Genomic DNA, 25,669 nt, shown 5'->3' with positions numbered 1-25,669 from the left:
TACTGCAAATATAACAGAAATCTTTAAAGGGTTGTCAAGAAAGAAAAGAAATCTAACAAAAATGTGTATCTTTGAAGCGCAAACCATAAAAACGAAACAACGTATGAAAAAAATAGTCATCGCCATCGACGGTTTTTCGTCGTGCGGAAAAAGCACTATGGCAAAAGACTTGGCAAAAGAAATCGGCTATATCTATATCGACAGCGGTGCCATGTATCGTGCCGTAACCCTATATTGCATCGAACATGACTTATTCGACCCGGACGGAAACATCCGGACCGAAGCCCTCAGACAACACATGGACGAGATACACATTACGTTTCGCATAGACACAGCCACCCAGCGCCTGCACACCTTCTTAAACGGAAAAGATGTAGAAGAACAGATACGTACACTTGAAGTGTCCTCAAAAGTCAGCCCTGTGTCAGCACTTGATTTCGTGCGCCATGCTTTGGTGCGCCAACAGCAAGACATGGGCAAAGACAAAGGCATTGTAATGGACGGACGCGATATCGGCACCGCCGTATTCCCCGATGCCGAACTGAAGATTTTTGTCACAGCTTCACCCCAAATCCGTGCCAAACGCCGCTACGATGAGTTGTGCGCCAAAGGACAGAAAGCTTCATTCGAAGATATCCTGCACAATGTAGAAGAACGCGACCGTATTGACCAGACCCGTACCGTAAGCCCCTTACGAAAAGCTGAAGATGCTATCTTACTGGACAACAGCAATCTGACACTCAGCGAACAGAAAGACTGGTTGTTGGATCAATTCAAACGTGTAGTCTATGAATAACAAGACATCCCCCCAAATAGAAATAGACGAAAGTTCAGGCTTCTGTTTCGGTGTGACTACTGCTATCCAGAAAGCCGAAGAAGAATTGTCTAAAGGTGCTCCTCTGTATTGCCTGGGAGACATCGTCCACAACGGACAAGAATGCGAACGCCTGAAAAGGCTCGGGCTCCTTACCATAGACCATGAGAAATTCGGCACACTGGAAGAAGTAAAAGTCTTACTACGGGCACACGGCGAACCTCCCTCTACATACGAACTGGCTCGGCGAAAACACATCGAAATCATCGATGCCACTTGCCCCGTCGTATTACGGCTTCAGAAGCGTATCAAGCAAGAATATGACACCCCTGCCCCTGAAGGACGAAAAAAACAAATAGTCATTTTCGGGAAAAACGGACACGCGGAAGTTTTAGGACTGGTAGGACAAACCAATGGTGAAGCTATCGTAATTGAGAATCTGGAAGAAGCCAAACAACTGGATTTCAACAAAGACATCCGGCTCTATTCACAAACTACAAAATCCCTGGACGAATTCAGAGAAATCGTTGCTTATATCCAAGCACATATTGCCCCTCATGTCACGTTCCAGTTTTACGATACCATCTGCCGGCAAGTAGCAAACCGCATGCCAGAAATACGCCGTTTTGCTGCAGCCCACGACTTGGTATTTTTCGTTTGCGGACATAAAAGCTCGAATGGAAAAATACTTTACCAAGAATGCCGCAAAGTAAACCCCAACTCTTACCAGATAGACCAACCTGAAGAAATAGACCGCAACTTGTTACAACAGGCACGTTCAATCGGCATTTGTGGAGCGACCTCTACCCCTAAGTGGCTGATGGAAGCCTGTAAAGAAACCATTTTGTCACTCAACCGACAGCCCGGATAATGTCAAAAAATGGAAATATTTATTTGCTTGTAAACTAGTTTTTTGATACCTTTGCAGTATCACTATATAACGAATAACAATTTTATGGGAACTATTAAATGTATTGGTATTCTGACTTCGGGAGGAGACGCCCCAGGTATGAACGCAGCCATCCGTGCCGTAACACGCTCTGCTATCTATAACGGCTTGAGAGTAAAAGGCATTTACAGAGGATACAAGGGATTGATTACAGGAGAAATTCAAGAATTCAAAACGCAAAACGTAAGCAACATCATCCAACAGGGAGGAACAATCCTGAAAACAGCACGTTGCCAGGAATTCAAGACCCCGGAAGGACGTAAGATTGCATACGAAACGATGCAACGTGAAGAAATCGATGCCTTGATTGTCATCGGAGGGGACGGTTCGCTGACGGGAGCACGCTTGCTGGCCCAAGAATACGACATTCCGTGTATCGGCCTGCCCGGAACCATCGACAATGACCTGTATGGCACAGATACAACCATCGGTTATGACACCGCACTGAACACCATTCTGGATGCAGTGGATAAGATTCGTGATACAGCCACCTCACACGAACGTCTCTTCTTCGTAGAAGTAATGGGACGTGATGCCGGATTCCTTGCCTTGAATGGCGCTATTGCCGCAGGAGCTGAAGCTGCAATCATCCCCGAATTCAATACAGAAGTCGACCAACTGGAGGAATTCATCAAAAACGGATTCCGCAAGTCAAAGAGCAGTTCCATTGTGCTCGTTGCAGAGAGTGAAATCACTGGCGGAGCCATGCATTATGCCGAACGCGTAAAGAACGAATATCCGCAATATGACGTACGTGTCACTATCTTAGGGCACTTGCAACGCGGAGGAAGCCCCACGGCACATGACCGTATCATCGCCAGCCGTATGGGAGTGGCAAGTATCCAAGCGCTCATGGAAGGTCAGCGCAATGTAATGATCGGTATCGAAAACGACCAAATCGTATATGTGCCGTTCAGCAAAGCCATTAAAAACGACAAGCCCATTGACCGTGAATTAGTCAATGTATTGCATGAATTGTCCATCTAAACTTTCATTTACAGAGAACAAAATAGTCTCAAAACAAGGGTGACAAAGATTTAAGAAATCATGCCATTTCATGTTTTGAGACTATTATTCGTCTATGCCTCTTAAATTATATCATACTTTATTCTTGATAATCATGACTTCGATAATAGAGACCGCTGTCTGCACAGGTATCTGCAAAACCTCTGCCAACTGATTAATAATCGACTTCTCTTCCTCCTCCAAAACGCCATCTGCCAAAGCAATATCTACCGCACAAGCAAATGCTGTCAGTTTCAAATCATCAGACAAGCCTTCTGCAGAAGCTTTCACCAATGCAGCCGCACCATCTTTCTTCAAAATAGTAAAGAGTTTATCAAATAATTTATCAAAAGCCGGACCTGAGAAGTTATCGTATATCCTTAACCGACGGATATAATTAACGATGCCATCCCATTCAGAAGTAGCAATATTTCCGTCCGCACCAGCCAAAGCTACAGCTATTCCCGCAAAAGCCTCTTGCTGTGTCAGCTTTGTTTCTTCCGGAGTTGCTTGGAAAATTTTGTCAAACAGTCCCATAATACAAGAATTTAAAAGTTAATAATAAGTTTATTTAGCAAGCTATGCAGCTTTATTCTCAAAGGTAGTAAAAAATTAAAGAAGGTTGTTTTACCTCCTATTATTTAACACATATTTAATGTTTTAGATTTCTTATCACCTTCCTCGCTTCTTTAATCCTGAGGAACAAGACGAATGCCTTCTTTTTCCAAGACAATCAGACGTTTCTTGTATAAATCGCCGACCGCCTTTTTAAATGTTTTCTTACTTACCCCGAATGTATTGTAAATCACAGCGGCATCGGTCTTATCGTTCATCGGTGTAAATCCGCCTTGTGCCTCAATATATTGAAGCAAGGTCTCCGCAAAGTCGTCTATCTTTTCAAATCCTGCTTTCTGCAAAGCCAAATCAATCTTTCCGTCTTCACGTACCTGCCTGATATAAGCCAGGACACGTTTTCCCGGACTCAATGGCTGGAACACCTCGTTGTGATATAACATCCCGCTGAATTTATTATCCACAATGACTTTATAACCTAAATCCGTACGTTGCCATACCAACGCATCCACTTCTTCACCGGCTTCATATACCGGATGTTCTTTCGACAAGAAATGCTCCACTTTGGCAGAAGCGGCAATACGGTAACTTTCCTCATCTATGTATACATAAACAATATACTTACCACCCTTCACCATCTTTGTCTTCTGTTCCCGATAAGGGACAAACAGGTCTTTCATCAACCCCCAGTCCAAAAAAGCACCAAACTGATTGACCCACGCCACTTCCAGGCAAGCAAACTCTCCTACCTGTACATAAGGTTGGAGTGTGGTAGCTATCAGCCGCTCTTCCATATCCAGATAAATGAAAACATTCAAGACATCACCTGGAACGCAACCTTGTGGAACATAGCGTTTTGGCAACAAGATTTCCCCGTCTTCCCCACCATCCAGATACACACCGAAATCTACCTCCTTCACAACCTCTAACTGATTGTATTTTCCTAACCGTATATGACTCATAAAAATATTTTTGTTACAAAGATAGAAAGTTTTTTCCATATATTTCGTATCTTAGCCGGATATAAGGAACATCCCGTATAAAACCAACCTATCAAACCATTATAAAGATTATGAAAAGACTTTTTTTAGCCATTGCCGTTATCACATCGGCATTCTTCTCCTTACCCTGCCAGGCGCAAACGATTACTTGGGCGACATTCAACATCCGGTATGATAACCCTGCCGACCAATCGAACAACTGGCAATTCCGCAAAGACACCGTCACACGGTTCATCCAGGCACAAGACATGGACATCGTAGGCATGCAAGAAGTGCTGCACAACCAATTGGAAGACCTGCTGCAGCGCCTTCCGGGCTATAAATCTATCGGAGTAGGACGCGATGACGGGAAAACCAAAGGCGAATATGCTCCTATATTATATAAGGAAGACAGATTCGAAGTATTAGACAGCAACACATTCTGGCTTTCACAATATCCTGACAGCATAGGGTTTATCGGATGGGACGGAGCCTGCACACGCATTGCAACCTGGGCGAAAATGAAAGACAAGCAAAGCGGAAAAATCTTTATGGCAGTCAACACACATTTTGACCATGTCGGTGTTACTGCCCGACGGGAAGGCGCCTTGCTGATTATCCGGAAAATAAAAGAAATAGTAGGCGACCGCCCCGCAGTACTGACGGGCGACTTCAACGTAAACGACCAATCGGAAGCTTACCGCACCATTACCTCCAACGCATTCGTACTGAAAGACGCGGCTAAGATTGCCGGCAAACAGACGGGAGTGGACTACACTTTCCACAACTTCGGGCAAATTCCTTCGGAGCAATGCGAGAAAATAGACTTTATCTTTGTCACCCCGCAAATAAAAGTACTCGACAGTTTCATTCCGAAAGAAGCGGCACCGGGAAGCAAATTCCTGTCCGACCACAATCCGCAAATCGTACACCTTATATTATAACAATATATACAAAAGACTAAGTGACATGAAACAACAAAATCAAACGGAAGACCTTACCGGCCCGATGAAAATGATATTCAACTACAACAACATTTTCTTCAGCTTCTTCTACGATGATACCAGCGGATGCATTCACCGCTCCCGTGAATTTGCCATGAATTATGTTTATTCGGGGGAAATGTTGCTCGATAACGGCAAAGAACAAATACACGTGGGCAAAGGCGAATGCGTATTTATCCCTCGCGACCATCATATCACAATGTATAAACGGACAGCCAATGGCGAAAAATATTGCGGTATTTTCCTGATGTTTACCCGCAACTTTTTAAAAGAGATGTACACCAAATCCGAACAATACAAAGCACCGGCAAATACTCCTAAATTGGATTCGGGAGTCATCAAACTGCCCAAGACAGCGGAAATCACCAGCCTTTTCGCCTCCATGACTCCTTATTTCGACCCCGATGTAAAACCGCAAGACGACCTTATGCAACTCAAACTGCAGGAAGGATTGCTTGCCTTGCTCCATATCGACAAGCGTTTTGCTCCTACACTTTTCGATTTCAATGAGCCCTGGAAAATAGACATTCTTGATTTCATGAACAAAAACTATATGTACGAGTTCACGATGGAAGAACTGGCACATTATACAGGCAGAAGCCTTGCCACCTTTAAACGTGACTTTAAGAAAGTGAGTGACCTTACTCCGGAGAAATGGCTGATACGGAAACGGCTGGAAGCAGCATACGACTTAATGAAAGAAGGCAGACGAAAAATAGCCGATGTATATACGGAGGTCGGCTTCAAGAACCAGTCTCATTTTTCGTCTGCTTTCAAGAAAATGTATGGCGTATCCCCTACGGCTTTGTAACCGTACGCCCTTTAACGGGGATTCTGCACCATATTCGGATTGGCATCTATTTCGGTTTGCGGGATAGGCAAAGCAATACGAAGGTCATTGGGCTGGATAGTCCATGCGTCAGAGGTATCCAACGTCACCAAGTGCCAGCCCTTGTTGCGCACAATAGGCTTGCCGTTGCGCAGGAAATCAAAAAACACTTGCCCCTCTCCTACCAGTTCCCGGCGCACTTCTTCCAAGATGCGGTCAATGGTAAAACCTGCAGTCGAGACCTGCATACCGGTATTCGGCGTACGCTGGCTGATTAAATCATTCAGGTAAGTACGCCCCGTTTCTGCATACGAGCCTCCTAAATGGAAGCCAGCCTCTGCAGCATTCAGATAGACTTCGGAAAGACGGATGATACAGATGTCATTGTCTTGCGGATTGCCGGTCTTTCCGGGAAACTTCGTAAGAAACACTTTCCGGTCTCGTGCCGCTTCAGGCAATCCGCCATTGTTGGGCGTAACAGAAGCAACTGTCACACTATGACGCACATCGTCAGGGTCCTGTTCCAGCAAGTCTAAGTAGTCTTCAGTCAATATCAAGTTGTTCCAGTCGAAAGTCGCTTCATTGGCATAAACCATCGGAGCGCCTTCACCTCCTGTTCCTCCCGCAGGTTCGGTCATCGTTATATACAGTTCGAAAAGTGATTCGGACTGGAAATCCTGTCCCCATACAGCAGCATATTCACTCTGCGTATAAAGATGATAAAGCCCTCCATTATTCTCGATGACATCCGTCGCAGCATCCCATGCCGCCTGATACTCTCCCATATCCAGATAAACACGTGAAAGCAAAGCCTGTGCCGCCCAATAATTGACATATCCGTCCGCTTTCTCACGCGTCAGGTCAGGCAAAGCCTCCGTAAAATCCGCTACAACCTGTCCGTAACATTCAGCAACCGTATTACGGGCAGGAGCCGAAGTCGGATCAGTAGGAGACGTAACAATAGGTACGCCCAGAGACGCACCGTTATCATACATATAAGGCATGCCGAAGAAACGTGTCAAATTGAACAATGCCAACCCACGCAAGACCAATGCTTCAGCCTTGATGCTTGCCAAATCTTCATCGACAGCTCCTTCAATGCCTCCTTCCTCAATACGCTGAAGAATATTGTTCGCCTGACGGATGACAATATAAGGCTGTTGCCAAGGCAGAGTAATGTTCAGGTTATCGGTAGCCTGGACATTGTACTCGTAATAAGGAGACACACGCCGTCCGTCTCCTTTGGTAACCCGCGCCTGTACATCCATGGCACGGCAATCTCCGTAATACCAGTAATTGTCGCCATAATAGCTATGCAAGGAAGTCTCACGATAGACTCCGTTCAAAGCAGTTTCAATATCAGTCAGTGTAGACAAAGCCTGGTCTGTCGTGACCGAAGTAGACGGATTCAAATCAAGCCAACTATCTGAACAAGAAGTTGCTGCCAACGAAGCCGCCATCATTCCTATATATAAAATAACTCGTTTCATACTGTTTCTATCCATTGAATTAGAAAGTTAATTGTACACCAAAACTGAATGTGCGCATAGTCGGAGCTTCACAGAACACCTCGCCATTCACCGGAGTTTCCGGATCGTAATATTTCCATTTCGCCCATGTCAGCAAATTGCTTCCGGAAAAATAAACACGCGCATTCTGCAGCAATACCTTTTGTGTCCAACGTTCGGGCAAAGTATAACCGAAAGTCAAGCTCTTCAACCGCAAATGGTCGGTACTGTGAATATAACGTGAAGAGTTTTGCGGTCCAGCCGCTTCTCCATAGACAAAACGCGGCACATCGGTCACATCACCGGGCTTCGTCCAACGGTTGAGCGTATAAACGGACAAGTTATAACCCGTACTTCCGGTTTCGTTCCCATAAATTCCTGTTGTCCCGTTTTCAATATAAGTTCCGGCTTTATCGAAAGAATATCCTCCCAACGAATAAGTCAAGGTAAAGCTCAAATCAAAGTCCCGATAACGGAATTGGTTGGTCAAACCGCCCGACACCTTCGGCTCCGCTCCCTTATAAGCGATGGCTTGAGCTGCATTTGCATCCGTCGTAAGCGAACGGTTCAGGCTTCCGTCTTCATTGGTGGTATTCAAGTAATATTGCGCCTGTCCGGTCTGCGGATCCACACCGGCGTACTCCTTTACATAAAACGTATGATACGGCAGGCCTACCTTATGAATGAACCACGTGCCTTCGATAGACTGCTCCAGCTCGCCGTTCAGCGATACAATCTTATTCCGGTTATGGCTCAAGTTGAAAATGGTAGTCCAGTTAAAACCGTTCGAAGAAAAGTTCAAGGTACGCAATTCCAATTCCACCCCTTTATTGTTCAATTGTCCCACATTGGCAAGGTAACTGGTAAAACCGGTTGTAGAACTGATTGGCAAATTATACAGCAAGTCTTTCGTGTCGCGGTTATAATATTCCAGACTGATAAAGATACGGTTAATGAAAGACAAATCCAATCCGATATTCAAGTTATAGTTCTTTTCCCACTTCAAGTTCGAATTCGGCTGGGACGATTCATACGAGCCCGCATTGCCGATATAGTTCTGCCCATACGAATACAAACCCATATATCCGTATAACGAATTCGGCTGGTTTCCGTTCACACCATAGGATGCACGTATTTTCAAGTCACTCAAAATATGGCGCACAGGCTGCATGAACGATTCGTTGCCGATGTTCCACATGCCCGACACAGACCAGAAATTCCCCCAACGGTTATCCGGCGAAAGGCGCGAGCTTCCGTCCCGGCGGAAACTTCCTGCCACATAGTAGCGGTCATCATAATTATAATTCAGGCGCGACAAATACGAAATCATCCGATAAGCTTGCGTCGATGACATAAAGTCGCTCAATGAGGCGGCATTGTCCGGTTCTGTCAATATTCCGGAAGGCAAACCGAACGCCTCGCCTACGGCATGGTCGGTCTCATAACTTTCTACTTCATAGGCTGCCAGAACATCCAGATTATGCTTGTCCGCAAATGTATGCACATAATTGATAGAGGTAGACGAGTTCAGCCGTCCATATTCGATAAACCCTTTCGCCGTACGGGCATCGCTCCCGCTTTTGGGTCCCGCCGAACTGAGCGGATTGTAATAACGGGCATCCTTCTGGATATTGTAATCGTAACTCAACGTTTCCTTCAGCTTCAGTCCCTTTAGGGGTTCTATCTGGGCATATCCCGTACTGAACATACGAGTCATGCGGGTACGGTTGTAGTCGGTCAAGATATCCCGCAACGGATTCAATGAAGACCCCGGATAAGCTCCCGTATAATTGCCTTCCTCATCGCGTACAGTCATTGAGGGATTCATCGTCACAGCCACATCAAAGAAAGGATTTATGGCAGAAGTACGTTCCTCGTTCAATTCCTGGTTCATCTGCGAGAACATCATGTTAGCTCCCACTTCACCATACCTGCCAACCTTTTGGGTCAGGTTCAGACGGGCAGAATAACGTTTCAGGCTTGAGTTCTTGGCAAGCCCTTCCTGCTTGTCATACCCCAACGAAGCATAATATGTCGTGCGTTCGCTTCCTCCCGAAACCGATGCCTCATAGCGCTGCTGGGAAGCCGTACGAAGCAATTCCTTACGCCAGTCCGTATATCCCATCGAAGGAATGGAAGCATAATTGTCTATCAGCCCGTCGGCATATTCCGTGGGCGATTCCATCCCCTGGTCTGTAGCATAATTCACCAAGCCCTCATACAATAATTCACGCCGTTGGTCACCGTTCAGTGTCGGCCGGAAATCGACAGCAGAGTTTGAGAATCCTCCCGACACATTCAGCGTGACTTGCGTCCTGCCTAATTTCCCCCGTTTGGTGGTAATCAAGATAACGCCGTTAGCCGCGCGCGAACCGTAAAGCGAAGCTGCAGCCGCATCTTTAATCACCGTTATGTTTTCAATATCAGAAGGGTTCAGCGTGCTCATGATATTTGTTTTCGAATTATTCATATACGATGCGTCAAAGCCTCCTGTACTTAAATTTCCGGAAGTAACCGGCACGCCGTCAATTACGAACAAGGGTTCTTGCGACGCGTTAAACGATCCCATACCACGGATACGGATGCTTTGATTGGCACCCGGTTGCCCCGAACTTCCGGTAATGTTCACACCGGTAGTCATCCCTTCCAGTTTCTGCTCCACATTCATAACAGGAATGTCTTTCATCATATCCGCCCGCAAGGTATTGGCAGAACCGGTAAATGACGACTTGGTAAAATTACCATATCCTGTCACTACGACTTCCTGCAACATCTGATTATCAGGCTGCAAAATGATATTCAACTTGTCACGCCCATGAGGGATACGGACTTCCTGAGTTTTCATACCTACATACGAAACAATCAAAGCCTGAGTCTCAGAAGGCACATCAAGCGTATAATGCCCGTTGATATCAGTAATCGTACCTTGAGCTTCGTTTCCTTTAATGGCGATGACAGCCCCGATCAAGGGTTCGCCGTCTTCAGCCGAAGTGATAATGCCTTGCAATGTACGGTTTTGAGCGACAACCGTCTGCCCCACTAAAAACAAGGCAATGAAAATAAACAATACTTTCTCTCTTGACATAAGTTATAAATTTTTGCCTATACACTACTTCCCTTGCAAAACAAATACCAAACACTGGCTTTTCACATCCGATTCATCAAAACACATTAAACAACAACATTTTACCATTGCAAAAAATAAAGAAGGAAATCAAACCGGCAGATATTATTGTAGAAAAAATCCACAATCTGTGCAACATTGCCACACTATTAAAAAATGAATGTCCGCAAAATGTCAATGGTATGAAAGGAGTTAGAAGAAGTTATGCTCGCTTCGCCCACAGGAGTTAAAGGACAATAGTTCTGTTAGGATTTCCATTAGTAAATGCATTGGCTTCTAACTCCCTTTAACTCCCTGAAATAACTTCTTATTAGTGAAATGCGGACAATCATATTATAAAAAGCATATCTTTCATTTTGAACTTTTCAACAATATAAATTGAGCCTTTCAGCAATCAGACTAAATAAGTTCTGCCCTATCTTTGTCTTTGTAATCATAAAAAATGAATCAACATCATGAAACCTTACATCATTTGCCACATGATGGCATCCATAGACGGACGCATTGACTGCGATATGACGGAACGCATTGGCGGAAACGAATATTACGAAGCACTGGAGCAACTGGCTTGCGACTCCGATTTATCAGGACGTATAACGGCGGCCATGCACATTGCCTTACCCGAACCTTTTCACACCGACAATCCGAAACCGGCAAACCAATCTTCGTTTTACAAGGCAACGGAAGCAAAAGGATATTCCATCGTACTCGACTCGAAAGGCAAGCTGAAATGGCCTGGCAACAATATTGACGGAAAACCAATGCTCGTCATCGCAAGTGAACAAGTGGCGCAAACCTATCTTGACACCTTATGCAGCCAAAACATTTCGTGGATAACAACCGGAAAAGAAAAAGTTGACTTGACCCAAGCCGTAAAGATGCTGAATGAACATTTTGGCGTAGAACGTCTTGCCATCGTAGGAGGAGGACACATCAACGGAGCCTTTCTGAAAGCCGGACTGCTGGATGAAGTAAGTCTGGTAATCGGTGCCGGAATCGATGGAAGGAAAGGAATGACCGCCGTATTCGATGGCATTGATGATAAAAATTACCCCACCACCCTTCTGAAACTGAAAAGTATGGAACGCATCGGTGAAAACTCCGCCTGGTTGCGCTATAACGTCATTGACACTACAAACCCAAGCAGGCCTTAACCATGAAACATCCACTGAAAAGACTTTATACAACCCTGCTGGCAGGCTTATTTGCCACCTCCAGCCTTATGAATAATCCCATCAATTCTAACAGCTTTATGGAAGAAAAACTGATTTAACACAAACGTAGAACAAAGTATTCCCACAGAGCGACAAGGTAGACCACAGCAAGGCTTACTACAAAACCAAACGCGGCTACCACAAACGTTCGCTCAACTCGAACGGTGAATGGAATCAGACTTCTTCACTTTCGTTCCTCAACATGCCGATTCTGACGTACGCCGGTGAAATCCGCAATGCCGTATTGCTTGTCCACGGCGAGAAAGCACACTCACGTTAATTCAGCGAAAAATCCCGTTCGATAAAATCGAACAGTTCTACCACAATATAGCTGCACCGTTTGTAAGATTAATAATCTTACAGCGTGAAGATTAATAATCTTTCGGCATGAAGATTAATAATCTTACAAACAAGGCAGTCATGTGAACACATGAAACGAACACATCAAACCCAAAAAACTATTTGTAGAAATTCAAAACAGTTTCTTCTAAATACCGATGTTCATATAAAATAATGTAAGCAAGACTCTAATAAAAAAAGAAGTTAAATTATTTCCTTTTATTGGTTTATAAAATAAACTATTCTATATTTGCAAAACAAAAGCAAGGGAAAGCGCGCACTCTTGCTTTTATTTAACGTATTCGGTTTATATTATAAACTTATTTATCAACTTAAAACAATAAATGATTATGAAAACAATCTGCTTTATAATCGCGCTGTTAAGCTTGTCTGTATCTGCTTCAGCCAAAGGATTTTCTATCTCCATCGGCAATATCCGCAATGATAACGGGAATATCTTGGTCATGCTTCAAGCGGACGGACAAAACAAACCTGTTTACGGAATGGCAAAAGCACAAAAGGGAGAGGTGACCATCACAATAGAAGAAGTGACTTGGGACCACTTTACCATTTCTGTCTTTCACGATGAAAACGAAAATTGGCAAATAGATACAGACGAACAGGGAAAACCTGTAGAAGGTTTTGCACGGGAAAAGCATCATCCGAAGAAAAAAGAAGATGCATGTAAGTTGAAATTGTTTTATTTCGATAATCCTTTAGAACGATGAAACGCCTGGTCTTTCTCTACCTATTATATACAGGAGGCATTGCACTTCTACATGCGATGCCTATCGCCCCACAGGCATTGACGGACAGCATCCATGCTACATTGAAAACCTACGACCTGCCAGAGATAACGGTGAGAAGCAGTAAAATCAAGCGGAATGCCGACCGGTTTATCATGCAAGTGACACCATCCTCGGGAAAAAACGGAATTGAATTGTTGAAAGAAGCACCCGGTGTATGGCTTTCCGACAAAGGGATTTCCATCAACGGAGCGTCTGGAGCCAAAGTCTATATCAACGGACAGGAAGTGAGGCTGGAAGGAGAACTTCTGCACTTCCGCCTGCAGTCCTTGCAATCGGCAGACATCCAGCGCATCGAGATACTTCCCTTCTCCGGAGCTGAAAAAGATGCAAACACTCAAGGCGGCACTGTCTATATCCTGTTAAGAAAACCCAAGCAGAAAGGTTGGCAAGGGCATTTCTCGCTGATGTCCACAATAGGACATTCCGTCCAGCAATATCAGCCTAACGGAAGTTGGCATGCACATTGGGACAAATGGGACTGGTACGCTTCCGCTTCCATAACCTGGAAACCGGAAGATGCAAGCGATTGGAACGAAGACCGCATCTATCGCCAAACAGGCAAACAGTTTCAAAGCACAGGAGCACGAAAGCAAACATCAGATTATGAGACGTTCCGCTCGGGCATCATCTTCTCGCCCGACACGCTGAATACGTTCGGACTGGAAGTGGAATACTTCCGCCATTCATCCGATAACCCGTCGCATAGCCGTGACGCAATAAGCAACAGACATGAAACGGTCTATAGCCATGGGAATTACCACCAAAAATCTGATTACGACATGACATCCGTTAATTTCAGCTACCAGCACCGCCTGTCACATTCCTGTTCGACATTAAAAATATTGGCAGACTATACCGGCAAACATGCAAAAGGAAAAAACCGCTACAACATCCTGCGCCAAGCCGGGGATTACAAAAAGGATACTTTATACCGGTCGCAAACAAAAGCCGATTACCGGATTATCAACGCAGATGTGTCATGGAATAGCAAATCTTTCCAAACAGGTGCCAAATACACACAAACCTATACCGATAACACTTCGGCATACGAAGGATTCCGTAGCGGAACCACGTGGACGCCCCTGCCCGATTTCGGTTACACACGGGATTACCGGGAACAGATAGCCGCCTGGTATGCACAATACACATTTACCCGAAGGAAATGGACGGTAAAAGCCGGACTCCGGTTGGAATATACCCATACCTCTAACCGGGAAAACAACGTAAACCAACGGTATTTCGACTGGTTTCCGCACATGGATGTCAGCTATGCGTTCGACCCTCTCCAACACTGGATGCTGGCAGGACAATATGGCAAGTACATCGAACGCCCGGCATTCGCGGCACTAAACCCGAACCGGACACAAACCTCCGACTATAGCTACCAGATAGGAAACCCTTGGCTGAAGCCTACTTACATCAACCGCTTCAGCCTGACGCTAATCTACAAATACCGCTACACCTTAACCATAGGAGGCAATCTGCATAAAAACCTGATTCGCGAGTTTACCAAGCAAGACGAAGCAAATCCGGACATCGCATACGTCACCTACGAAAACCACCATCGGGAAAATCATTGGTTCGTTGCAATTTCCGCTCCTTGGCAACCCACAGGCTGGCTAAACCTTACCGCCAATTTTATCGGATCCAGGCAAGACATCTATATGAATCCCGAAGAGGAACGGCAAAGCCATTGGCTTTATTTCATCCGCGCCCAAGCCGAATGCTTCCTGCCTTGGGATCTTTCACTTGAAATGAAATACAGCGGAACTTCACGCTTACATTCGGGGAATAGCGAAATCAATCCCTATCACACGGCAGACATCCGCTTGCAGAAAAAATTCAATCAAGGGAAATGGATACTCACGCTGGGCATAGACAATCTGTTCGACCGTTCTTCCGGCTATGCATGCCATACGGAAGACTACGAGAGAGACATACATATCCACACAGCTTCGCAAGGGAGGACATGGAAAATAGGAATCGCATGGAACTTCGGAAAAGGGAAACAAGCGAAAAAGACGGAAGTGGAAAAAGGCAAATTTTCCCAGCGGAACCGTTTGGCAGATTGATGAAACCGTTTTATATTTGCAAGCAAAAGCAAGTCCTCGTTTTCTTGCTTTTATTTTTCCGCATAAAGTTTATAACATAAACCATTTTATTAAGACTATGGAAGAAAAGACATTAAACGAAAAAGAAAGTCTGGAAATCATCACACGCATGATTCAGGAGACGAAAAACAAATTGGAAGTAGGCGACGGGAATATGTTGTTACTATGGGGATATGTGTCGGTATGCACGGCTATACTTGTCTATGCCCTGCTTTTATGGGTTCAAACCCCACAAGTCAACTGGCTTTGGTTCCTGATTCCCCTCATCGGGTATGGGGTTACGCAAAAACAAAAAAGGAAAGAAGCCAACGTAAAGCCACATTCGTCCAGCTACGTTGATAAGGTTTCCGCCGGAATCTGGAAGAGCGTAGGCATTATTGCCTGCTTGTTTGCAGCTATTTGCATGGCTTTTATGTTTTGCGGATACAACTGCTGGGTACTGATGTTTGCATACGCTTTCATCATTATCGGATTCGGAAGCATAGCGCAAGGGATTATCATCCGTGAACAAAGTCTGACATTCGGAGGGTTGTTCAGTATAGCCGCGGGAGGAGTCGTGGCAAGCTGCGCCATCTGCGACATACCGATTTATATCACTTGGGCGATACCTTTGTACATCCTTTGTTTTATCTTGATGATGATTATCCCCGGACATATCATTAACCGTAAAGCCAAGAAGCTATGCCGAAAGAACTGAATCCGTTGCTGCATTCCCAGCTAAGACTTGGCGTGATGTCTATCCTGATGGTAAAAGAGGAGGCAGACTTTGTATACCTGAAAGAGAAGACCGAATCCACCGCCGGCAATTTGAGCGTACAGCTCGACAAGCTGGCGGGAGCAAGTTATATCACCATCGAAAAAGGCTTTGAAGGGAAACGCCCACGCACCACATGCCGCATCACCCCCGAAGGAAGGGCCGCTTTTGAGGAGTACGTCAATACACTGAAGGTGTATTTGCACTTAGAATGAACGGCGAAGGCAACTATATGCACAAGTCTGAAAGGGGCATGCCTAGGGACATGGCATGTCCCCTTTATCATAGTAGAGACGATTGCACATCATCTCTAATGTTTAGGAAGACTGAAACAGTTTCTATATCTCAGCGGTTCCGGATGCTGTATTTTCTTCCTGCTGCACACTACGTTTTCTTTTTTTCAACCTGCCGCTCTTCCGCAACGCTTCGGTAATAATCCACTGAAGTTGCCCGTTGGTACTACGAAACTCATCGGCTGCCCATTTCTCGACAGCCTCCATTGTATCCGCATCCAATCTCAAGACGAAACTTTTGGTTGCACTCTCTTTCTTTGCCATAGGATTAATGATTCAACGTACCCGTATTCAGAACAGGTTGGGCAGACTCATCGGCACAAAGCACTACCAGCAAATTACTCACCATAGCGGCCTTCTTGTCATCGTCCAGTTCTACTATCTGGTCTTTTTCCAACTTGTCGAGTGCCATATGAACCATTGATACAGCACCTTCTACTATCTTCTCGCGTGCGCTGATAATTGCCGAAGCCTGTTGGCGACGAAGCATTACGGCAGCAATTTCGGGTGCATATGCAAGGTAATTGATACGTGCTTCCACAACCTCCATACCCGCCATTGCAAGCCGTTCGTTCAGTTTCTGTTCCAATTGTTCGTTGATTTCATCTCCTCCCGAACGAAGAGTCAGTTCACCTGTCTCGCCTTCATTGTCATCATAAGCATATTGTCCCGCCACCTGACGCAATGCAGCATCACTCTGTATTTTCACAAAATTCTCAAAAGCATTCATCCGTCCGGCTATGGCATTGCCGGCATTGGCTGCAGCTTCTTTTCCACTTGCCGCCATCGTTTGCGAATCAATTTCAAACATAGCCTTGTACGTATCCTTCAGCTTCCATACCAGCACCAGTCCGATAAGAATGGGATTTCCTATCTTATCATTGACCTTAATGGGTTCCACATCGAGATTACGTGCACGGAGCGAGAGTTTTTTCTTGGCAAGAAACGGATTGACCCAGAAAAATCCGGTTTCCTTAAACGTACCTTTATATTTACCGAAAAACACCATAGCACGTGCTTCATTAGGCTCCAATTGCATATAACCGGCAAACAGCACACACCATACAAGGAAAAGCAATACGCCGATAGCATATCCCGCTTCGGATACCTGTACAAAACAGCCTACAATAGCAGCACTTACGATAATCAGATGCACGAATAACATTGCAAATCCATTCAGCCTGAATCCTTTGAAAATCATTTCTTTTGTTTCCATAAACATGACATTATAGTTGATATTATTTTAATATCACAAATATATATAAATGAATTGATACAAACAAGAGTAAAAGGAATATTTTCAAATTGATTGCAGGGGGCATATCGCATACGCTCTGAAAAAGCTCTACATGGATAAGTTGGTGCATTCGGGCGTATGCGATACGCCCCTACATTGGCTGTTTATGAATCTTCATTTATTTTTATTCGATTCAAGAGTTAGAAGCTGCGTTCCATCAGACACCACGCCAAGAACATTTTTTATGGAAATCCGAAACAGTTTCTTAATGTTCTTGCCTATTTCCCATTCATTATATATATATTTGTGCCCACATTATCTAAATGAATATCCGCAATACGCTCCTACAGCAAATTGGACTAAATGCGGATATCAAATTATCTAATTACAAAGAAAAATGGAACTGGAAGAATTGTATAGCCTTTTTCTGACATGCAAAGGAATTACGACAGACAGCCGTCATTGCCCACAAGGAAGTATGTTCGTAGCCCTGAAAGGAGAAACATTCAACGGCAATGCCTTTGCAGCGCAGGCATTGGCACAAGGGTGCCGCTATGCCGTAGTAGACGAACCGGAATATGCAGGCGAACATTGTATCCTGGTAGACAATTGCCTGACAACCTTGCAACGCTTGGCTACCTACCACCGCCGTCAACTCAAAACGCCGATACTCGGTATCACCGGAACAAACGGAAAGACCACAACCAAGGAATTGGTATCTGCTGTACTGAGTTGCAAATACAACACCCTGTTCACTCAAGGAAACCTGAACAATCATATCGGAGTTCCGCTGACTTTATTGCGCCTTACTCCCCAACATGAAATGGCAGTAGTAGAGATGGGAGCCAATCATCCGGGAGAAATCAAGACCTTGGTACATATAGCCGAACCCGACTACGGACTGATTACCAATGTAGGCAAGGCACATTTATTGGGGTTTGGCTCATTCGAAGGGGTTATCCGTACAAAAGGAGAATTATACGATTATTTACGCGGGAAAAGCGGGTCGACCATCTTCATCCAAAACGAGAACCCTTATCTGAACAACATTGCCAGCCAACTGCATTGCATACGTTACGGACAGGCTCCAGGTCTGTTTGTAAGCGGAAAGACAACAGGGTGTTCTCCGTATCTTTCCTTCTGCTGGACATCGGAAGGTATTTCACACGAAGTACAAACCCATTTAATAGGTAGCTATAACCTGGACAATGCATTGGCAGCAGTAGCAATAGGACGTTATTTCGGAGTTCCCGATACAGATATTTGCAAGGCTATTGCCTCTTATCTTCCCCAAAACAACCGTTCAGAACTGAAAGAAACCGCTTCAAACCGCCTCATCATTGATGCCTATAATGCCAACCCTACCAGCATGCACGCTGCACTGGAAAATTTCCGGCAAATGCAGGTTCCCCACAGGATGGTTATTTTGGGCGATATGAAAGAGTTGGGCAAATCCAGTATTGAGGAACATCAAAAAGTAATAACCTATTTAAAGACATGCCCTTTCGAGCGAATCGTACTGGTGGGTCCTGAATTTGCGGCTATACCTTCCGGATACGAACATTATCAAGATGTATACCAACTTATCGAAACCTTGAAGCAGGAAAAGCCCGAAGGATACACCATTTTAATAAAAGGTTCCAACAGCATGAAATTGAGCCAGATTCCCGATTATTTATAATTGCTCAACCGCCATTAACCTGCAAAACCTGAATCATGTGAATCAGGAGTTATAGGGAGTTATAAGGAAGTTATAGGGAGTTATAAGGAAGTTATAGGGAGTTAAAAGGAAGTTATAGGGAGTTAGAGCCAATATTTCTAACTCCCTTTTAACTCATTGATGGCTAAATGCCGGCTTTCTGAAACGGTTTTATCTCTTGTCCTGCTTTAAGTATTCGGTAGGAGTCACTCCATATTCGTCCTTGAAGCATTGACGGAAATAAGCCACACTACTAAATCCGGTCAAATCTGCTATTTCAGCGATGGAATATCCTCCATCACTGATAAGTTCCAGGCTTTTCCGTATCTTGATTTTGCGGACAAATTCATTGGCAGACATTTCGGTCAGACCTTTGATTTTCCGATAAAGAGTAGAATGGCTCATACACATCTTATCCGCAATGAAAGCCAAATCCATTTTTTCCATATTCAAGTGTTCTTCCACGATAGCCGTAACTTTTTGCAGAAACTCTTTATCCAGATTACTCAGCTTTTGTTCTGGTTCTCCAGCATTTTCCGGTTCATCTTCTGTTTTCAATCCAGCAATGATAACCTTTGCCAGTTTCTTACGGTTATCCAGGATATTGTCTATACGGCTGTTGAGCAAACGGGCGCTAAACGGTTTGGTGATAAATGAATCGGCACCGGCTGCATATCCTTCCTCTTTATCCTGAATCGTATCTTTTGCCGTCAGCAAAATAACCGGTATATGGCTGGTACGCATATCTTCTTTCACTGCCTTACAAAGCTCGATGCCATCCATCACCGGCATCATAATGTCAGACACAATGATATTGGGTATCCGGTTCGAAGCAATATCCCATCCCTCTTTTCCATCGTTAGCAACCAACACCTCATATTTCTCACCAAACGAACTGCGGATGTATTCACAGATATCCCGGTTGTCTTCTACCAGCAGAATAATGGGTTTTGTCTCACTCCGTGCATCCGCCAACTCTGTCTGTTCGTTTCTGTTTCGGGTCACGATACTCCGATGACTGGTATTAGGATACGTGTTTTCGGTCAACAGCCTGAGGGTAAACCGGCTTCCTTTATCCACTTCACTTTGTACATCGACAGTTGCCTGATGTAAATCAGCAAGCGACTTGACGAGCGAAAGCCCAATACCCGAGCCGGAAGCCTGGTATTTTCCCTCTCCCTGGTAATAACGTTCGAATATATGATTCAGTGATTCCTTCGAAATGCCATGCCCGGTATCAGCCACCGTAATCTCCGTATAGCGCACACCGTTTTCCTCGCTTGCATCGAGTGACAAAGTAATTTCTCCTTTAGGAGTATATTTCAAAGCGTTCGACATCAAGTTATCTATAATAATTGTGATAATCTCACTATCATAATAAATCACTGTATTGTCAGCCGTAATCCGGATATTGATGCCGACATTCGGATTACGATTCAATTCTTTATACTTGATGCCTATTTCTTGGACCAGTTTGCCCAAATCATCCTGTGCCACTTTCAACTTCCGGTTCTCTGTTTCCGTTTTCCGGAATTCCAGAATCTGATTGATAAGATTCAAAAGACGGTTGGCATTATCGTGAATAATACTGATTTTATTGACAACTCCAGCCGGAAGCGTCTTGTCGGCAAGCAAGTCTTCCAGCGGCCCGAGAATCAGTGTAAGTGGTGTACGCAGCTCATGGGTTATGTTGGTATAAAACCGCAATCGTTCGTTATTCAGCTTCTTGTCATTTTCATGCTGATGATGCTCCAGGCTGAGCCTGCTTTCAAGAGTAAGTTTCCGCTTGTATGAACGCATCAGCCAATAACAGAAACACCCCACAAGAACAACATATAATAACTTGGCATACCAGGTCAGCCAGAACGGAGGAGTTACCACAATCTTCACCGCAGCAAAATCATCTCCAAAAGGTTGATTGGGAAGACGCGCCTTAACTTTAAACACATATTCACCAGGCAAGAGGTTATGGAATGTAATACTGTTCTGGCTATGTGTCTCAAACCATGTTTTGTTAAGCCCTTCCATCAGGTAAGCATATTCCACCTGCTGGCTTTGGGTAAAGTCCATCACATTAAACGACAGAGTGAGGGTATTGCTGTTATAAGGAATTCTCACTTCATTGTCTTCAATGGGTTCAAAAGTAGCGTTTTGTTCGTTTTGGGCATTGTCGCCATAGCTTCGTACGCCCGTTATCTTGATAGAAGCGATTTGTTCATTGTCTTCAATCAAGGACGGATGGAAATAGCAAATGCCGTTCTGTGAACCGAAATAAAGATTTCCATCCTTATCTTTGCCCACAGCACCATCCATAAAATCACCCTGGGGCACCCCTTGCGTGTAAGTATAGTTACAGAATTGCCCCCTGTCGTTTTTCCACACCGAGATTCCCTTATTCGTACTTAACCAGATTTGTCCTGCATCATCTTCTATGATGCTTCTTACATTGTTGTCCGGCAATCCCTGGGAGGTACCGAATACTTGAAAGCTGTAAGTCTTTGTATCGGTAATATGTACCAATCCGCCACGCGTAGCAGCCCATATATCCCCCTCAGAAGCCTGATAAAGATAATTTATGGCATTAGAAGTCAGTCCGCCGGAGGTATCTATCCGCTTTACCAGTTTATTTTCAGCATTAAATATGAAAAAGCCCTTTCCGAAAGTACCTACCCAAAGTTTTCCTTGCCGGTCTCTTAAAATGCCATGCACCATAGGGTCAACAAGCTGCCCGTTGATACGGTCCTCCCGCCGGATTTTATCATTCTGGCACGAGAACAATCCGTTTTGAGTGCCTATCCAAAGCTTGTCAGTATCCTCGTAAAAAGTACATATCTCGGCATAAGGCTCATTTATCGGTATACGCGTAACCGTACCTGTATTCGGGTCACACCTCAACACTCCGTCACGGTACATGCCGAACCACAGCATTCCGCTCCTGTCTTTATAAATAACAGATACATGCGTATAAGGCATGATTCCTTTTTTCAGCGGGATTACCTTCCAAAGGCTGCGATTCTGAAATATAGCCACTTCGTTTTCGCCTCCAACCCAAAGCCTGCCACGATTATCAAAGGCAATTCCCCAGACCTGTTTGCCAACCGCCTTTCCGTCGCGGGAAGTATCAAACGCCAGCATCTGGAAATCGGGACGCTTATAACTCAGGAAATCCAGCCCTCCCCGATAATTTCCAATCCAGATATTCCCGAAGCAGTCTTGCAGGAAACAACTGGCATTGGGTGAAGAAAGTCCATGCAAGTCACCGGTCACACCAATGTTGCAAAATGTCATATTCTCGGGCGAAGTAAAGGTGTTGGCATGCATATTCAGCATGCTGACACCCCCCATATGAGTACAAATCCAGATATTCCCGTCCAAGTCTTCCCCTATGCTATTGATTTGGTTGGATATAAGCGAATGCGGATTATTCCCGTCGTGACGGAACGAAATGAAACGTTCCTGTTCCATGTTAAACAAGGCAAGCCCTTGCGTGGTGCCTACCCAAATGTTTTTCCCCTTATCAATATAGATACATTTCACCGTATTGCCCGGCAGGCTGTTCGGGTCATCCGGATTGTGACGGTAGTTTTTACAAGTACGTGTTTTCAGGTCAATCACACTCAACCCATCTGCATGTTGTCCTACCAGCAACTGACCTTTCCCATTATCGGCTGCGCACCAGAAATTGCCTTCCAATCCCTTTACATCTTTGGTGCGAAAAGATGTAAAAGACTGTTTCCGATTATCATAATAATCTACTCCCAAATGATAGTGTACAATCCATAATCCTCCATCGGTAGCAGGAACGATATTGGTCACGTCATTGGTTATCATGTCATTGGCATCGTAGAAATGCGTAAACCGTTGCTGCAGGCAGTCAAATACACACAATCCGTCGCGTTGGGTCCCTACCCAAAGCGTATTATCGTATGCATTGTAGTAAATGGCATTCAGTTCATTGCTGGTTATGTCCGAATTGGAAGTATTATATTGTGTAAACTGGCTTCCATCGAACCGGCTTAGCCCCGATTCGGAAGCAATCCAGATATTACCTGCTTTGTCTTGCGCCAGATCGACCACGTAATTGCTCGATATGCCATTGGCAGCATTCAAGCGTTTGAATGTAAATTCACGCTGAGCCGAAACTGACAACGAACCTATTAGCCCAGACAGTAATATAAGTGCAACGATACGTCTTATCATAATAACCCGATTTCTGTACAAAATGTGTATTATCCAAGTTTGCGGAGTATCCATAAAAAAGCACACCTGAATCGCATGATTATCACAAAGATGCGGGACAACCAACCGATTGAAAAAGACCAGTGATTGCCCCACATTTTACCTACTGAAAACTCGTTGTGATATTGATATTTTGAGAAACTGTTTAGTTTGTCGTTTCTTCATCGGCAACCGCCTCTTCCCAGTTGGTAAACATCGGAACCGAATCGTCATAACCATCATAACCGTAATTCTGACGCAACGGAGCGTAAATATTAGCAGTAATAGCCGAGTTCGGGACAGGCCAGAACAGGTTGTGCTTATCTACCTGATAATTCAACGTTACGCTTGAAAAGATCGGGCCATGATTAAATAAACTGTAGCGTGTACAACGTTTAAACCAATAACTTCCACCGTTCAGGTCAGTTCCGCTCTGTTTGTCCCAAGTGTTGAGGTCGTAAGTCTCGCCCCATTCATCCGGTTGTCCGCTGCGGGCAAGGCACCACGAGATACGGGTCAGCTCTGGCTGACGCCATTCTTCCAGATAAAGTTCACGGGCACGTTCATCGGCAATGTCACCAATGGTAACGGTAGTGAACATCTTCTGTGCGTTGGCACGGCGGCGGATGACGTTAACGTCTTCGGCAGCTTCAGCAGCACGTCCCTGATAGAACTTGGCTTCGGCACGAAGCAGGTAGGTTTCCGCCAAGCGGAACAGGTACATATTGCCATTCGAACAAGTTCCCCCCAAACGGGCACCTCTAAAGTCATTCGAACTCATGCTTTCTTCAGCAGCCTGGTCAAGGATATATACTTTATATAAAGGTATCGGATACCAGCTGCGGATGGTGTCCAAGCACAACAATTGACCTTTTGTGATGAGCAACTCGTTAGTTTCAGGGTCACGGTAATCTTCCGGTGCATACAACATCATGTTTTTCCCATAATAGGCTGAATTCGGATTATTGTATTTCAAGTCGGTCATTTCTAACCAGTTTCCTGTCGTGCGGTTGTGGCGCAAGTCTTGCCAGTCGGTTTCACCATCATAATTCCAGATGGTCTGGTTATAATGGTAAGAAGTACGGAAACAACCAATACCACGCCCAATGGCACGTACCCAATCCAAATTACTGTCATATTCAGCCGCTGTACGTGCATAGTTGAAGGTGGGTGCTGTCAGACCATGCGGGTCCATAATCGCACTGTTGCTCCAATGTACACACGTCGTACGCATCACGTCATACAAAATGAAGCCTTGCGAATTATAATTCAGAATCGGCATAATAGTCTCCGTATTTTCTGCTATAGGCATATTTTCTCCACGATGCAAGTCCCAAATCACATTCCGTTCTACTGTCCATGTATCTGAATTTCCTGATTGAACAAAGGTTCCGAACGGTTGAGTCATCAGTCGCAAACCATGGTTGCTAATCAAATCGGTTGCCATCTGTTCTGCTTTTTGGTATTCGCCTACTACCAGATAACACTTGATAAGCAGTTGCATGCAGGCTTCCTGATTGACGGTACCTACATAGCCGATTTCGCTTTGTGGCGGCACATGCTCTACGGCAAACTCCAGGTCGTGTACCAACATTTGGAAAATGGCTTCCTTACTGGTCGATTTGTAGTTTTGTTTAGGCACTTCAATCACTTTTGTAATCAAAGGTATGTCACCAAACAACAATACACCGTGATAGTAAGCATACGCACGATGGAAATAAGCACGCCCTAAATATTCATCGCGCAGGGTCGGATCCAAGCCTTCCACATTATCTACATTTGAAATGATGGTATTGGCAAAAGTCACACTGTTCCACGTACGGTTCCAAATGCGTTGCATGGCATTCGAGTCACCACCATCTGCCATACCTGAAGTCGGAGTGATTTTGTTGGCTACGTCATCCATAATACCGCCTCCTCCGTCTGTTTTCCCGTACAGGCCGATATCACTCATAAAATAGGTAGAGGCGATAGGGAGCATATTTTCGTTGCCGTCAAGCAGCATTTCTTTCAAGCTGTAGTCACACATCGCCATAGCGGCTTGCAAGCCGGCTTCGGTGGTGTAGGTGTTTTCCGGATTGTAGAATGACAAGGGGTCTTGTGCCAAAAAGTCGTCAGAGCATCCGGTGTTCAGCAAGGCGACAGATGCCAGCACCATACATCCCTTTGCAAATATCGAATTTCTTTTTTTCATAACTGTTTTCCATTT

General features: G+C 44.8%; 19 protein-coding genes and 1 pseudogene. 12 read left to right on the top strand and 8 right to left on the bottom strand.

The genetic code is table 11. The features are described 5' to 3' along the window. Nucleotides 1–103 precede the first annotated feature (103 nt). The 3 genes from cmk to pfkA all read left to right on the top strand — a co-directional run bounded on the left by cmk (nucleotide 104) and on the right by pfkA (nucleotide 2,750). Nucleotides 104–796 (top strand): (d)CMP kinase, encoded by a 693-nt coding sequence (cmk, locus tag B5G04_RS11415; protein ID WP_022040086.1) that lies wholly within the window; start codon nucleotides 104–106, stop codon nucleotides 794–796. Next, a complete protein-coding gene (locus tag B5G04_RS11410; protein ID WP_087208537.1) occupies nucleotides 789–1,685 on the top strand; it encodes a 4-hydroxy-3-methylbut-2-enyl diphosphate reductase in 897 nt (298 codons plus the stop codon). Before cmk ends, B5G04_RS11410 begins: the two co-directional genes overlap by 8 nt. An 84-nt stretch (nucleotides 1,686–1,769) precedes the next feature. Then, complete coding sequence (gene pfkA, locus B5G04_RS11405; RefSeq protein ID WP_013619221.1) at nucleotides 1,770–2,750, top strand: 6-phosphofructokinase; 981 nt, start codon at nucleotides 1,770–1,772, stop codon at nucleotides 2,748–2,750. Nucleotides 2,751–2,861: 111 nt separating this feature from the next. On the opposite strand, the gene B5G04_RS11400 is transcribed toward pfkA, so the two are convergent. Next, nucleotides 2,862–3,305 carry a tellurite resistance TerB family protein gene (locus B5G04_RS11400; RefSeq protein WP_022040089.1) on the bottom strand — a complete coding sequence of 148 codons (444 nt, stop codon included), beginning with the start codon at nucleotides 3,303–3,305 and terminating at the stop codon, nucleotides 2,862–2,864. A gap of 152 nt (nucleotides 3,306–3,457) precedes the next feature. After that, nucleotides 3,458–4,303: a S1-like domain-containing RNA-binding protein gene (locus tag B5G04_RS11395; protein ID WP_087249546.1), complete on the bottom strand. Its 846-nt coding sequence runs from the start codon at nucleotides 4,301–4,303 to the stop codon at nucleotides 3,458–3,460. Between the two features lie 110 nt (nucleotides 4,304–4,413). Here B5G04_RS11395 and B5G04_RS11390 point away from each other — a divergent pair, with 110 nt between their 5' ends. Then, a complete protein-coding gene (locus B5G04_RS11390; protein ID WP_140400064.1) occupies nucleotides 4,414–5,265 on the top strand; it encodes an endonuclease/exonuclease/phosphatase family protein in 852 nt (283 codons plus the stop codon). A gap of 64 nt (nucleotides 5,266–5,329) precedes the next feature. Next, on the top strand, nucleotides 5,330–6,136 hold the full coding sequence (locus B5G04_RS11385; RefSeq protein ID WP_087397365.1) for an AraC family transcriptional regulator: 807 nt from the start codon (nucleotides 5,330–5,332) through the stop codon (nucleotides 6,134–6,136). A gap of 11 nt (nucleotides 6,137–6,147) precedes the next feature. On the opposite strand, the gene B5G04_RS11380 is transcribed toward B5G04_RS11385, so the two are convergent. Then, nucleotides 6,148–7,644 carry a RagB/SusD family nutrient uptake outer membrane protein gene (locus B5G04_RS11380; RefSeq protein WP_087397235.1) on the bottom strand — a complete coding sequence of 499 codons (1,497 nt, stop codon included), beginning with the start codon at nucleotides 7,642–7,644 and terminating at the stop codon, nucleotides 6,148–6,150. A 19-nt stretch (nucleotides 7,645–7,663) separates the two neighbouring features. Then, a complete protein-coding gene (locus B5G04_RS11375) occupies nucleotides 7,664–10,747 on the bottom strand; it encodes a TonB-dependent receptor (protein ID WP_087208531.1) in 3,084 nt (1,027 codons plus the stop codon). A 494-nt stretch (nucleotides 10,748–11,241) separates the two neighbouring features. On the opposite strand from B5G04_RS11375, the gene B5G04_RS11370 reads away from it, so the two are divergent. From B5G04_RS11370 to B5G04_RS11350, 6 genes and pseudogenes are all read left to right on the top strand, one after another. Next, nucleotides 11,242–11,940: a dihydrofolate reductase family protein gene (locus tag B5G04_RS11370; RefSeq protein ID WP_087397233.1), complete on the top strand. Its 699-nt coding sequence runs from the start codon at nucleotides 11,242–11,244 to the stop codon at nucleotides 11,938–11,940. A 172-nt stretch (nucleotides 11,941–12,112) separates the two neighbouring features. Then, nucleotides 12,113–12,277, top strand: a pseudogene (locus tag B5G04_RS20525) (alpha/beta hydrolase); the annotation flags it as partial. Nucleotides 12,278–12,689: 412 nt separating this feature from the next. After that, nucleotides 12,690–13,067, top strand: a complete 378-nt coding sequence (locus B5G04_RS11365; protein ID WP_239414087.1) for a DUF2141 domain-containing protein — start codon at nucleotides 12,690–12,692, stop codon at nucleotides 13,065–13,067. Beyond that, nucleotides 13,064–15,220, top strand: coding sequence for an outer membrane beta-barrel family protein (locus B5G04_RS11360; RefSeq protein WP_087397229.1), 2,157 nt, complete (start codon nucleotides 13,064–13,066; stop codon nucleotides 15,218–15,220). The genes B5G04_RS11365 and B5G04_RS11360 overlap by 4 nt, the downstream gene beginning before the upstream one ends. A gap of 97 nt (nucleotides 15,221–15,317) precedes the next feature. Continuing rightward, nucleotides 15,318–15,956, top strand: coding sequence for a hypothetical protein (locus B5G04_RS11355; RefSeq protein ID WP_022039110.1), 639 nt, complete (start codon nucleotides 15,318–15,320; stop codon nucleotides 15,954–15,956). After that, a complete protein-coding gene (locus B5G04_RS11350; protein WP_087208521.1) occupies nucleotides 15,941–16,228 on the top strand; it encodes a transcriptional regulator in 288 nt (95 codons plus the stop codon). The genes B5G04_RS11355 and B5G04_RS11350 overlap by 16 nt, the downstream gene beginning before the upstream one ends. A gap of 123 nt (nucleotides 16,229–16,351) precedes the next feature. On the opposite strand, the gene B5G04_RS11345 is transcribed toward B5G04_RS11350, so the two are convergent. Then, the gene (locus tag B5G04_RS11345; protein ID WP_022039108.1) at nucleotides 16,352–16,570 is read right to left on the bottom strand and encodes an Arc family DNA-binding protein; all 219 of its coding nucleotides are present in this window, start codon (nucleotides 16,568–16,570) and stop codon (nucleotides 16,352–16,354) included. A gap of 4 nt (nucleotides 16,571–16,574) precedes the next feature. Next, nucleotides 16,575–17,522, bottom strand: a complete 948-nt coding sequence (locus B5G04_RS11340; RefSeq protein WP_087208547.1) for an SPFH domain-containing protein — start codon at nucleotides 17,520–17,522, stop codon at nucleotides 16,575–16,577. 418 nt (nucleotides 17,523–17,940) lie between these two features. Here B5G04_RS11340 and murF point away from each other — a divergent pair, with 418 nt between their 5' ends. Beyond that, nucleotides 17,941–19,224 (top strand): UDP-N-acetylmuramoyl-tripeptide--D-alanyl-D-alanine ligase, encoded by a 1,284-nt coding sequence (murF, locus tag B5G04_RS11335; RefSeq protein WP_022039106.1) that lies wholly within the window; start codon nucleotides 17,941–17,943, stop codon nucleotides 19,222–19,224. A gap of 189 nt (nucleotides 19,225–19,413) precedes the next feature. Here the strand turns inward: murF and B5G04_RS11330 are convergent, their stop codons facing one another. Together B5G04_RS11330 and B5G04_RS11325 are read right to left on the bottom strand one after the other, a co-directional pair. Further along, nucleotides 19,414–23,442, bottom strand: coding sequence for a hybrid sensor histidine kinase/response regulator transcription factor (locus tag B5G04_RS11330; RefSeq protein WP_087397227.1), 4,029 nt, complete (start codon nucleotides 23,440–23,442; stop codon nucleotides 19,414–19,416). Nucleotides 23,443–23,626: 184 nt separating this feature from the next. Further along, nucleotides 23,627–25,654: a RagB/SusD family nutrient uptake outer membrane protein gene (locus B5G04_RS11325; RefSeq protein ID WP_087249527.1), complete on the bottom strand. Its 2,028-nt coding sequence runs from the start codon at nucleotides 25,652–25,654 to the stop codon at nucleotides 23,627–23,629. Nucleotides 25,655–25,669 lie beyond the last annotated feature (15 nt).

Source organism: Bacteroides sp. An51A, from assembly GCF_002161565.1.
Lineage (GTDB): Bacteria > Bacteroidota > Bacteroidia > Bacteroidales > Bacteroidaceae > Phocaeicola > Phocaeicola intestinalis.
The sequence above is the reverse complement of the archived record's forward strand: the minus strand, read 5'-3'. Positions and strand labels throughout refer to the sequence as shown.